Raw genomic sequence first — 11871 nt, 5'->3', positions numbered from 1 at the left:
TTATTTGCGCGCCGCTTCCTGGATCTTTTCGCCCGCTTCTTCCACCTTCTTGCCGACATTCTCGGTCGCCTGATTCAGGCCCTTGCTGGCGTCCTGGGTCGCCTCGTTGATCTTGTCGCCGGTCGCCTTGGCCGCATCGGTGATCTTCTTGCCCGCCTCTTCGGCCTTGTCGACGTTGGCCTTGAGATTGTCGCCGACGGTGTCGCCGGCCTTGTCGAGTTTGGCGCCGGCCTTCTGCGCCGGTCCCATGCCCTGCTCGTCCTTGTGGCAGCCAGCCAGCGCGGCCAGCGCCACGGCCATCGTTGCGCAGCCGATGAGCGATGTGATTTTCATGATTTCCCCTACGGTTGTTGTTGCTCAATAGCATACACCCGTGCCCGACATTCCGGTTGACAGTTGGGCACTAAGTGCACACAATCGCACGACCGTTCGATTTTTTTGGAAAGCGCTCCCATGACCTTGTCCAGCACCCTGCCTGCCACCCCACCCGCCACCAGCGCGCACCGCATTTGTCCGTTCTGCGAAGCCTGCTGCGGACTTGAACTGGACCTCGAAGAGAACCAGGTGGTGCGCATCCGCGGCGACGCCAATGACGTGTTCTCGCACGGCTTCCTGTGTCCCAAGGCGATCGGCCTGAAAGACTTGCACGACGATCCGGACCGCCTGCGCACGCCGCTCATCAAGCGCAATGGCGTGTTCGAGCCGGCCACCTGGGACGAAGCCTACGCCGAAATCGGCAAGCGCCTGCCGCCCGTCATCGCCGCCGGCGGCGCCAATGCCGTGGCCACGGTACTGGGCAACCCGGTCTCCCACAAAATGAGCCTGATGCTGTACTTCCCGCGCCTGGCAAAAGCCCTCGGCACGCGCAATATGTATTCGGCGTCGAGCGTCGACCAGGTTCCCAAGATGCTGTCGGTCGGGCTGATGTTCGGCAGCTGGCTGTCGGTGCCGGTGCCCGACATCGAACGCTGCGACTTCCTGCTGATATTGGGTGCCAATCCGATGGTCTCGAACGGCAGCCTGTGGACCGTGCCGGACTTTCGCGGCAAGGCCAAGGCCTTGCGCGCGCGCGGCGGCCAGCTGGTGGTGGTCGATCCGCGCCGCACCGAAACGGCCGACGTGGCCGACGCCCATCACTTCATCCGGCCCGGCGCCGACGTCTTCTTCCTGCTCGGGATCGCGCACGCGCTGTTCGACGAAAACCTGGTGCGCCTCGGGCGCCTGGCCGGCCATACGGTGGGCCTGGAACAGGTCGAAGCGGCGGTGCGCGGCTACGCGCCCGAACTGGTGGCAGCGCGCTGCGGCATCGATGCGGCCACCATGCGCCAGCTCGCGCGCAGCCTGGCCAACACGCCGCGCGCGGCCATCTACGGGCGCATCGGCACCTGCACCCAGCAGTTCGGCACCCTGTGTTCGTGGCTGATCGACGTCATCAACGTGCTGACCGGGCACCTCGATGAAGAAGGCGGCGCCATGTTCCCCAAAGCGGCCGCCTTCGCCGCCAATACGCGCGGCGCGCCGGGCATCGGGCGCGGTGTGGTCAGCGGGCGTTTTCGTTCGCGCGTCTCGGGCGCGGCCGAAGTGTCGGGCGAGCTGCCGGTGACCTGCCTGGCCGAGGAAATCGACACCCCCGGCCCCGGCCAGATCCGCGCCCTGATCGCCATCGCCGCCAATCCGGTACTGTCGGCGCCGAACGGGGCGCGCCTGTCCAAGGCGCTCGAGCAGCTCGACTTCATGGTCAGCCTCGATATCTACCTCAACGAAACCTCGCGCCACGCCGACGTGATCTTGCCGGGCGTCTCGCCGCTGGAAGACGCGCACTACGACGTCAGTTTCACCCAGTTCTCGCACCGTAACCATGCGCGTTTCAGCGCGCCCGTGCTGGCGCGCGCGGGCGGGCAGCCGGACGAGTGGCAAAGCCTGATGCGCATCGCCGCGATCGCCAAGGGACTGGGCGCGACGGCCGATATCGACGCGCTCGACGACGAGCTGCTGCAAGAGGAAGTGGCACGCGCCGCCGGACCGGCCGCCCCCGCGCTGATGGCGGCCCTGGGCAGCCAGCGCGGCGCCGAGCGCATGCTCGACCTGGCGCTGCGCAGCGGCCCTTACGGCGACCAGTTCGGCAAAAACCCGGATGGGCTGACCCTGGCGCGCCTGAAGGCGGCCCCCTCGGGCATCGATCTGGGGCCGATGGGCAGCCGCATTCCGGAAGCGCTGCGCACGCCGTCGGGCAAGATCGAACTGGCGCCGCAGGCGCTGCTCGACGACCTGGCGCGCGCCGCGGCCGACCTGCAAGCGCCGGCGCCGGACCTGGTCATCGTGGGCCGGCGCCAGCTACGCTCGAACAATAGCTGGATGCACAACCTGCCGGTGCTGGCCAAGGGCGCCTACCGCTGCACGGCGCTGGTCCATCCGATTGACGCGGCGCGCCGTGGCCTGGTCGACGGTGCCATGGCGCGGATCCGCAATGGCGAGCGCATGATCGAAGTGCAGGTGGAGATCTCGGCGCAGATGATGCCGGGCGTGGTCAGCCTGCCGCATGGCTGGGGCCACAACCTGGAAGGCACGCGGATGCGGGTGGCGGCCGAGCGGCCGGGCGTGAACCTGAACGCCCTGCTGGACGAAAACCTGCGCGATCCCCTGTCGGGCAACGCGGTGCTGTCGGGGATTGCGATCGACATGCGGGCGCTGGCCTGACCCGGCCCGGGTTCAGGGCAGTTCGACCGCGTATTGAACCGGCGCCTGTTCGACGAAGCGCGCGGCCTGGCTATCGCGCTTGTCGCGTGCGATCCGGGCCGGGCCATCGGCGCTGCTGCGCCGGCCCTGGCTGCGCGTGAGCGTCATCCAGCGTTCCAGGCCGGCCGCCACTTCGTCGTTCTGGCGCGCGGCATCGATGCTCCAGTGGCCGGCGCGGAACTGGGCATAGCACTTTTCCCACGCGCGCACCTGGTCGTCCACCCGGCGCGCGGCCTGGCTCGACACCGATTTATCGGGAAACTCGGGCGCCACGCAGTCGAAGCTGGCAGCTTGCGCCGAGGCTGCACCGCAGGCCAGTGCCAGCGACGGGAGAATTCTGCTGAGAGCCATCGACGTCTCCAATGAGAGGAAAGTGTCGATCCTAGACCAAACAGCAACATTCCAGCAAGCACTTTGACAATCTTTACAAAAAAGATACATGTCAGACGAGTAGCGCTGGACTTTATGACACGATTGTACTTACGTGCAGCGTCCGTTGCTCCAGTAACGTCCCGATGCCACGCAGCTCTCCATTTCCCTGAGCAGGCGGTTGGCATATTTCTTGAAAGCGGCGCACTCGCGGCTGCCACCCTCCACCATGGCGATGCAGGTTTCCAGCTTGGCGGCGGCGGCCCGGTAATCGCCCTGCGCGATCTGGCGCTCGGCTTCCGCGATCAGGTTGCGCGCCGACTGGTCCAGCGGGCGTTCCACAGGCCGTGGCGCGGGCCTGGACGACACCGCCGGCGGCTCGTTCCTTGGGGCGGCCTTGGGCTTGACCACGCGCGGGCGCTTGCGTTCGCAGGCGTCGGCCGCCGCGTTGATCGACGACTGCAAGCGGCGCAGTTGCGCCGCGCTGACCTTGTCGGCCCTGAGCGCGACCACCTCGTCCTGCGCTTCCTTGATCTTGCATTTTTCAGCCAGCTCGGTGGCCTCGGCGATGCGCGCCTCGACCCGTTTCGGTTCCGGCTTGGCCGTGAACCAGATCACGGCCAGCAGCGCCAGCGCCAGCAGCCAGTAGCGCAGGCGGATTGGCTTGCGCAGCCCGCTAGCGGCGGCCGGCGCGGGCCGCGCCGTGCTCTTGCGCGCCGGCGCGGCCGCTGCCGGCTTCGGTGGCGCTGGCGGCGCCACCGGCACTACCTGCACGAACGAGGGGGCGTCGAGCGGCGACACGGCCGGCGCCGGCGCAGCCGCAGGCGCCGCAGAAGCGGGGGCAAACGCGGGGGCGCCCGCGCCGGCGGAGGCGGGCCGGCGCGCCCCGTCGTGCTGGGGAGCGCCGCAGTACGGACAAAAATCGACCCGGCGCGGCATCGGCCGCGCGCAGGCGGCATCGATGCAGCGGTAGATCACTTGGTCTTGCAGGTTCATGGCGTCAGTCTGGATCGGGTATGTCGTTATCGGGGTCGGGAATCGCATCGTCGAACAGGACGGCCAGCTCAGGCAGGTCGCCCGCGAACTTCCACTTGTCGGCCTTGGGGTTCCACTGCATGTTCCACACACGCGTCTCGGCCCCCACTTCGGCACGGGCGATGCGCAGCGCGATTTCATCGATCGAATATGGTCCCTGCTGCGCGCCGTCGATGAACAGTTTATAGCGTCCAGCGCCGGCGTGCGGCGGTGGCGGTGGTGGTGGAGACGCGAGCGCGCGCCCGGCCAGCGCCTGCGCCGCCTCGAACTCGCTGGCCAGGTAAGCGGCGCGGATGGCGCGCTTGTCGACCGCCTTCTCGACTTCCCAGGTGTAGGCATCGCTGGCCGAATTGGGTACCGTGTCGCTCCACTGGGCCAGCGAGGCGCTGGCGGCATCGATGTCGCGCAGGGACAGCGCCGGGTTCATGGCCGTGGCGCGCTTGAACCATTGTTCATACAGGCGGCGCGCGGTGATGTTCGGCAGCGACGGCGACGGCAGCTGGGCGCCGGTTTCGTCGACGTCGAGCTTCGGTTCGTACACGCGCTGCTGGAAGTGGCGCATCAGGGCTGCCAGCATGGTCAGCTGGGCCGGTCCCACGCCGGCCAGGCGCTGCTGCACGGCGGCGATCACCTGTTCGCGGTAGAACGGCGGCAAGCCGTTGGAGCGGATCGCAAACTCGTTGCCGATCTGGAGCCACTCGCCCGACCCCGGCTCGACCTCGAACAGGTACTGCCCGCGCGGCTGGAACGACGCTTCGCGGTCGGCCAGGTCGCCCTTGCGGCGGATGACGCCGAGCGCGTTGGCCTGCAAGAACCACTCGTAATCGTCGGCCAGGCGGTTCAGTTCATCCATCGATGGCGAAATCGGATGGCGGAAGCGCGTCGCGTCGAAATGCAGGTGGGTCGGAATCTTGGGATTCTCGATCTGGTACGAGGTGCGCCAAGTCGGCAGGCCGCGCAGCACCGTCATCGGAAACCCGGACAGCTCGATGTAGCACACGGCCTTGCCGTTAATGCCGGTGTTGACCACCGAAACCAGGTCGCCATGGAAGGAACCGGCCGGCACGGCGGCGCGGATTTCGGTTTCCATCTTGCGCCAGGCATTGACGTCGCCCACGCCGATGAAGCACTTGAACTGGTCGGCCTTGGGCGTGAACTCGGCGGAAAAGCGCGCATTCATCCACGGCATGGCGCTTTTGAGCCACTCGTTGAAGATGCGCTGGCGCTCCTGGGGCGACATGGCGTTAAGGCGTTCGAGCAGCGGATCGACGGGGTCGGCGTCGCCCGCCTCCTGCACGCTGAGCTGGGTCTGGGCCCGGCGGAACAGTTTGAGCAGCAGGCTGGCGCGCAGTTTTTCATCGCCCAGTTGCGGGAACAGGCGCGCGGAGCCGCCGAATTCGAGCAGCACTTCCTCGCTCCAGGCGTGGATGTCGCCGCTCAAGGCCACCGGATCGGGCAGGATATCGCTGGCCAGCTTGATGCAGGTGGCGTGTTCGTGGCGCGCGTCGGCGCGCAGCTGGTCGATGCGCTGGTCGACCGCGCCCAGCATGGCCTGCACGCAGCGGCGGCCCTCCTGGAATTCGCCGGCGATGCCGCTCCATACGGGCTGCCCCTGTTCGTCGGTGCTTTGCGGGTCGCCCAGCCAGGCCGACATGGCGCGCATCACTTCGATCGACTGGCCAGCCGCCACCGCCAGCATGTGAAAGCGCAGGTAGTCGGCGATGTCGCGCTTGAGGTGAGCCATCACTTCGCGCGACTGGACGTCCTTGCCGAACAGGCGGCTGGCCGCCTGCGACAGGTTGCCCAGCGACTCCTCGACCTGGCGCGTGCGCAGCGCATCGCGGATGTCGCGATAGCGCTTGCCATTGCGTTCGGCGTTGCCCAGGTCGCGCTGCAGCAGGCGCGCCTTGATCTGTTCCAGCAGCGAGAGCACGAATTCCAGGCCGCCCTGCTTGCGGTCGTCCAGCAGCGCGTACAACTGGGTGCGCGCCCGGCCCTTGAGGCGCGTGGTCAGTTCGACCGTGTGGCGCTTGATGCGGTCTTCGCTCGTTTCGGCGGTGGCGCCGGCTTCGCGGATGGCGTCGCGCTCCAGGTGCGGCAACAGCTCGGCCACTTTTTCGCGCCATACACCCAGGTCGTAAGAACCCATGATGCGATCGATTTCCAGCTGCACCTTGCTTTCGACCCGCTCCAGCAGCGAGCGCTGGTCCTTGTCCATCAGCAGCTGGTCGGTCAGCGCGTATTCCTGGAACGGCGTCAGGTCCACCGTGCCCTTTTTGAAGTCGGGGAATTCGTCGAACGGATGCTCGCTCATCGCCATCTGCTCGCGCATGAAGATGTCGCGTTCCTGGTCGCCCGCGCGGCGCGCGGCCACGCCGTCAGTTCCGATCAGGCCGAAGAAAGCCTTGACCATCAGCGCGGCCAGCTCGTAGGCGCGGATATCGTCGCGCAGGCTTTGCTGGGTGTCGAGCACCGCCTGGCCGAAAGCCGAATACACCTTGGAGTACGACAGGCGCATGTCGCCGAAGCGCTGTTCCGGCACGCGCGGATTGAAGGGCCCGAGCTTGTGCTGCTGCTGGTTGACCGCGATCGAGCGCTTGCGGTTGGCAAAATCGGCCGAGGCGAAGTCCTCGAACAGGGTGTCGGCCACCATCTGGTAGAGATCCTTGACGTCGCCGGTCGCCTTGTTGGCCAGGTTGGCGGTGTCGACGAAATACACATCGTCAAACGGTGCGCCCTTGCCCACCAGGCTGTCCGGCTCGGCCCAGCGTACTTGCGCGTTCATGTCGCGCATGGTGGTTTCCAGCTCCATCAGGGTCGCGTAGGCATTGGCCTCGGTGCGCTCCTTGTTGGCCTTGGCGAAACCGGACGGCATGAACATCACCAGGTCGACCTGGTTGTCGGATACTTCCTGGCGCGCGATGGCCTTGGAAATCCAGCCAAGGTCGATGGCGCTGCCGGCGCCTGTACCGCCGGCGCAGGAAGCGATGACGACGATGCGGAACTTGGACGTATCGACTTGCAGGCCGAGACGCTGGTAGGTTTCCTTGCGCTCGTTACCGGCATTGCTGCTCAAGAAATTCAGCGCGCCCTTGATCCGCCCGCGCAGCTTGGGATATTTGTCGAACAGGTACAGGCGCGCCAGCGCGCGGATCTGGCCCGCGCCCTTGGACGGGTCGATCCCGAGCGAGCGCAGTTTCTTGGGGCGCAGCGGCATCCAGTTTTCGATCAGCGGAAAACGCGCCAGGCTGTCGTCCGATTCGTGGTACTGGGGCAGGTCGAGCGGCTCGACCAGGCGCTCGTCGTCAGCCAGCTTGACCAGCTCATACCACGGGTCGGTGCGCTGCGATTTGCCCTCGTCGATGATGGCGTTGTTATCAAGGTCGAAGTGCAGGAAGCGCGCGACCGGAAACTGCGCGATCGATTCGACCCGGGTCGGATTGTGGCGGTTCCATACCTCCGACAGGATGCGGCGGCGAATCCGCAGCATCACTTCCATGCCGGTGCCGCCGGCGCCGATGAACAGCGTGGGCCGCAGGTCGACCTTCAGTTCCGCCTTGGCGCCGCCGGTATTGGGAAATTCTGCCATGTCAAATCTCTTTCAGTGGTTGATTCAGCGCCGTCCGACGAACAGGGCGGCGATGATGGCGATCAGGCCAATCAGCACCAGCGTCGCGGTAATGGCCATGGTCAGGAATTTGCCCGGGTTGATGACCGCCAGCACCCCCGCCGCGCTCACCAGCGACAGGCCGACGAACATCAGCCAGCCGGCGCTGCCGGCCGACGACGGCGCCACGCGCTTGACCACCAGGTGATGCACGTAAGCGTTACGCACGAAGAAAAAGCCGATCAGCAGCACCATGAACACGGCACCGCCGATGGCCAGGTCGCGCGTGGAGGTATCGGTCACCGGCATGCCCTCGACCGGGACGATGTCGATCGGCAGCGGCGAGGTGCCGCCGTTCGCGTCGCCCTTGAACGGTCCGACGGCGGGCGCACTGGCCGCATTGGGCAGCCGGAAGCCGGGATCGGCGGGTGCGCTTGTGGGGTCCTTGGGATTTTGCATGAAGATGGTCCTAATATGAATAGATGGATCAGCGGCCCAGCCGGACCTGGGCGCCTTCGCGCAGGTCGATCAACTGGTGGCCGAACAGCGTGGTTTTCAGTTGCGCCACCTTGTTGCCCGCCTTGTCGTAGATCGGCTGGCTCATGCCGGCGCGCGCGTGCAGGGTACGCAATTCATCCTCCACCGTCACGTAGGCCTTGCGCGGACGCGCCATGGCCAGCACCGCGGCGCCGGCCGCCCCCAGCAGCGCCAGCGCGGCGCCGATCAGCGCCAGCAGCGGCCCGACGCCGTAATGCACCCGTACTTCGATCGGCAGGACGGCGGTGGAGCCGTCGATCTGGGCCGGCGGCGTGAAGATGTCGGGCAGCGGATCGCCCGGGAACAGGGTGGCCATGCGCTGGCGGAAGGCTTGCGACAGTTCCAGGCGCTGGCCGCTCAGTTGCAGCTCGATCCGTCCCGGCACCACGTAGGCCGAACCGGCCGAGGTGACGGCCTGCATCGACCACTTGCCCGGCAGCTGGCCCACCGGCAGCCGCATGGTCGACGCCAGCGGCGCGCTTTTGCCCGGTGCGAGCTTGCTGACCTGGGTGCCGGCCAGTTCGATCGGGTGGTTCTCCCCGCCCAGCAGCGAGCGCGCACCGAGGGTGGCGCTGGCGATGGTGTACGGGTACATGGTGTTTTCCAGGTTCCACTCGATCTTGGCGCTGGGGCTGCGCGCTTCGGCATCCACGTCCGCATGCAGCACGCCATTGGGTGCCATCGAAAACGATACGCCTGGCGCGTCGCTGACCTTGCGCGGCACCAGGCGCACGGTGTCACGGTCGAGCGGCTTGAGGCGCGCGGCCGGTTCCGTGATGACCTGTTGCAGGCGCCCGGACGCCAGCAGCGCATCGAGCTCGCGCGCGCCCTCGCCGCCTACCGCGAACACGTACACCATCAAGCCATTGGCGCGATACTGCGCGCCCTGCACCGGCATTTGCAGCGGAAAGGCGAGCGCCTTGCTGATCGCGCCGCCGCGGTGGATCAGCTGGTAAAAATCGCGGTTGCGCAGCGCCGTGGCCTGGTCGTTGTTCGGGCTGTTGCGGTTGTTCGTGAACAGCCACACCAGACCCGCTTTGCCACCCAGCGCCGTGCCGATGGCGGAGCTGACGGCTTCATTGAGATCGGTATCGGCCAGCGCCGTGCTGCCCGGTTTGCGCGCCACCGCGAGCGCGGACAGCGCCGTGACCACCTGGCGCCGCGTGGGCACCGGGTCGACCTTGAGCGAGAGCAGCGCCTTCGGCGACGGCGCGCCGGGCAAGGACTGGTTGAACGCGGCCAGCACCATCGGGTCGCCCGGGCGGGTGGCGGCCATGACGATTTCGGCCACCAGCGGCTTGAAGGGCGAGGCCGGATCGGTATAGAACGGCTCCATCCAGCCGGAGTTCTGGACCAGGAACACGTGCGAGCCGGCCAGCGCGGGCGCGCCGGCGCACAGCAGCGCGGCGCTGGCGGCAAGGCGCGGCAGCCGCCGGCTCACGACAGCGCGTCCAGATGCCAGCCACGCACCTGGTTCCAGTCCGGATGGTGCAGCCACAGGCAGTTGTCGTACACGAAGGGCACGCATTCGAGCGGGCGCGCCAGGCGCGCGATATCGTCGAGGATCACGTTGCGCTTGCCGATCCATTCGACCGTGGTGCGCGCGATGATGCGCCCGGCCAGCGCATCTTCGGCCATGCCGGTGTACTGGTGGAAGCGCAGCACCAGCCCACTTGGCTGGCTGCGGTTGTTATTGAAGCCGCGCAGCAGCGGCAGCACCATGGCGTCGTCGTCGTGCGGATCTTCGACGTGTTCCTGTCCCCACGGCTCGCCCACTACCGCATGGCCGCGCCGGAACAGCAGGCTGGCAAAGCCCAGGCGCGCGCCGGACAGCGCTTCGAGCTGGCCGTCGGCCCTGCCCAGTTCGAGGAAGGAATAAGCCTGGCCGTCATGGCCGATCAGCCACAGGCGGCCGTCGCGGCTTTGCGTGGGGCCGCCGAACTGCAGGCGCGGCGACCATCCGGCCGGCCAGGCGATCCATTGCGGCGGCGCGTCCGGCTGCCACACCAGCTGGCCCTGGGCATGCAGCCAGAACAGCTTGCCGTCGTAGCCGACCGGACGCTCCCAGTGGCCGGCCGGGGCATCGCATTCGTAGACGACTTCATTGCTCATGTCGCTGTGCGCGCTCCACAGGCGCACGCCCGCCTCGCCGTTGACCAGGCAAGCCACGTGGCGGCGCATGGCGCCGGGCGCGCTGGCAAGGCGGCCATCGAACACCGATTCGGTGCGCCAGGTTTCGCTGACCGGATCGATGAACAGGCGGCGCAAGCCGCGGTCGGTCGGCACCAGCCCCACTTCGCCGCGCAGCGGGTCAGGCTCCGGCAGCCAGGCGTAGGACGAGGCCGGGGCGCTGAAGCTCAGGTCGGCCGTATTGTCTTCGGCCGCCATGACATGCCAGGCCGCGCCGAGCGGGTCCCAATATTGCAGCACATTGCGGGCATGGGCCAGCGCGATCAGGCGCTGCGCCGAAAAGCCGAAGGTGCCGGCCGCGAACACGCAATGCGCATTCGGCGGGGCCGGCATGCTGCGGTCAGGGCGGCCCGGGGCCGGTGCGGCGGGGCGGTCTTCGAGACTGTCGCCCAGCGCCAGCGCGGTCACGCTCAAGCCATGCGGTACATGGCGCGGCAGCAGGCGGTCGGACCACGGCCCCCACCAGTCGGGCGGGGTTTTGGTGCGCCCGGCCAGCTTGTCGAGCGGCGCGCCGCAGGTGGGGCAAAACGCGAAACCTTCGGGATAGATGGGCGAGCAGTCGCACGATAGTGGCAGCGAGGCGCCGAGCAGATGGGCGATGTCGGGAAGCCGGCCGCGCGACTGGGCTTCGCGCTCGACGCGGCCCAATCCTTCGCTCGACGCCAGTTCAAACTGCGCCGTGTGTTCATCTTCCAGCCAGACGCTGCCGGGCGTTTCCCATCGGTGTACCATGTCGCTTGCCGCCATATATATGTATAAGAAGTCGCGGCCCGTCAAAGCGGGCCGTTGTTGCTCTTCAAATCATAGCGCAAACGGGTTGGCTACGCGGTTTATTTACCGGGTACCGTTGCGCGGTATTGCAGGGGGCGGGACCGGATGCCTGGAGAGAAACCGTCATTGGCGGCAAGGACGGTTTTCAGGGTGCGGCGCAATGTTCATCTATTTGTAGGTGCCGACGCCGATCAGCACCTCGCCATTGCGCTCGATGTAAGTGTTTTTCTCTTCCATGGCCTTGGTGATCGAATTGGGCCACTTGTAGCCGAACCAGCCCGTGCCGGAAGTCTTGGCGATCTTGATGAATTCGCGGATCGGATAGACTTCGCCGGCCTTCAGGTCGATCAGGTTCTTGCCGACCATCTTGGCATTCTGGCCGTGCGCGAGCGCGGTACCGTCGAAAGTGAACATGAAGACGTACAGATCGCCCTTGATGAATTCTCCCTTGGGGTCGTTGAAGGCGGCGATCGCCTTGTCGCGGCCGTTCTCGTTCAGGTAGGCGCTGGCCTTCTTGACCATGGCCACCGCTTCCTCGGCGGTGCCGCGCCTGGCATCCTGCGCGCTGGCGGCGCCGGCGAGGGTGAAGGCAAAGACCGCGAACATCAATTGCTTGAACAATGATC

9 protein-coding genes are annotated in these 11871 nt (G+C 66.9%); 1 reads left to right on the top strand and 8 read right to left on the bottom strand.

Annotated elements, in window-relative coordinates; translation table 11 throughout:
* Window positions 1–333 (bottom strand): hypothetical protein, encoded by a 333-nt coding sequence (locus tag PO883_RS26315; RefSeq protein WP_229423411.1) that lies wholly within the window; start codon window positions 331–333, stop codon window positions 1–3.
* 120 nt (window positions 334–453) lie between these two features.
* On the opposite strand from PO883_RS26315, the gene PO883_RS26310 reads away from it, so the two are divergent.
* Window positions 454–2697, top strand: coding sequence for a molybdopterin-dependent oxidoreductase (locus PO883_RS26310; RefSeq protein ID WP_289312386.1), 2244 nt, complete (start codon window positions 454–456; stop codon window positions 2695–2697).
* A gap of 12 nt (window positions 2698–2709) precedes the next feature.
* Here the strand turns inward: PO883_RS26310 and PO883_RS26305 are convergent, their stop codons facing one another.
* From PO883_RS26305 to PO883_RS26275, 7 genes are all read right to left on the bottom strand, one after another.
* Window positions 2710–3087 carry a hypothetical protein gene (locus tag PO883_RS26305; RefSeq protein WP_167085831.1) on the bottom strand — a complete coding sequence of 126 codons (378 nt, stop codon included), beginning with the start codon at window positions 3085–3087 and terminating at the stop codon, window positions 2710–2712.
* Window positions 3088–3216: 129 nt separating this feature from the next.
* Entirely contained in the window at window positions 3217–4101 is an 885-nt protein-coding gene (locus tag PO883_RS26300) for a hypothetical protein (RefSeq protein ID WP_289312385.1), read from the bottom strand.
* Window positions 4102–4105: 4 nt separating this feature from the next.
* Window positions 4106–7729, bottom strand: coding sequence for a tubulin-like doman-containing protein (locus PO883_RS26295; RefSeq protein WP_289312384.1), 3624 nt, complete (start codon window positions 7727–7729; stop codon window positions 4106–4108).
* A gap of 24 nt (window positions 7730–7753) precedes the next feature.
* Window positions 7754–8206 (bottom strand): hypothetical protein, encoded by a 453-nt coding sequence (locus tag PO883_RS26290; RefSeq protein ID WP_289312383.1) that lies wholly within the window; start codon window positions 8204–8206, stop codon window positions 7754–7756.
* A gap of 28 nt (window positions 8207–8234) precedes the next feature.
* A complete protein-coding gene (locus PO883_RS26285; RefSeq protein ID WP_289312382.1) occupies window positions 8235–9725 on the bottom strand; it encodes a hypothetical protein in 1491 nt (496 codons plus the stop codon).
* The gene (locus PO883_RS26280; RefSeq protein ID WP_289312381.1) at window positions 9722–11206 is read right to left on the bottom strand and encodes a hypothetical protein; all 1485 of its coding nucleotides are present in this window, start codon (window positions 11204–11206) and stop codon (window positions 9722–9724) included. Before PO883_RS26280 ends, PO883_RS26285 begins: the two co-directional genes overlap by 4 nt.
* Before the next feature lie 207 nt (window positions 11207–11413).
* A partial coding sequence (locus tag PO883_RS26275; protein WP_308606244.1) for a cache domain-containing protein occupies window positions 11414–11871 on the bottom strand: 458 nt, incomplete at its 5' end.

The organism is Massilia sp. DJPM01 (assembly GCF_030348125.1).
GTDB classification, from domain to species: Bacteria; Pseudomonadota; Gammaproteobacteria; order Burkholderiales; family Burkholderiaceae_D; genus Telluria_A; species Telluria_A frigida.
The sequence above is the reverse complement of the archived record's forward strand: the minus strand, read 5'-3'. Positions and strand labels throughout refer to the sequence as shown.

Bases quoted from the DNA above. Each gene is read 5' to 3' on its own strand.
- PO883_RS26295 (WP_289312384.1), bottom strand. From the start codon at position 7,729: ATGGCAGAATTTCCCAATACCGGCGGCGCCAAGGCGGAACTGAAGGTC.
- PO883_RS26300 (WP_289312385.1), bottom strand. From the start codon at position 4,101: ATGAACCTGCAAGACCAAGTGATCTACCGCTGCATCGATGCCGCCTGC.
- PO883_RS26290 (WP_289312383.1), bottom strand. From the start codon at position 8,206: ATGCAAAATCCCAAGGACCCCACAAGCGCACCCGCCGATCCCGGCTTC.
- PO883_RS26305 (WP_167085831.1), bottom strand. From the start codon at position 3,087: ATGGCTCTCAGCAGAATTCTCCCGTCGCTGGCACTGGCCTGCGGTGCA.
- PO883_RS26310 (WP_289312386.1), top strand. From the start codon at position 454: ATGACCTTGTCCAGCACCCTGCCTGCCACCCCACCCGCCACCAGCGCG.
- PO883_RS26315 (WP_229423411.1), bottom strand. From the start codon at position 333: ATGAAAATCACATCGCTCATCGGCTGCGCAACGATGGCCGTGGCGCTG.
- PO883_RS26280 (WP_289312381.1), bottom strand. From the start codon at position 11,206: ATGGTACACCGATGGGAAACGCCCGGCAGCGTCTGGCTGGAAGATGAA.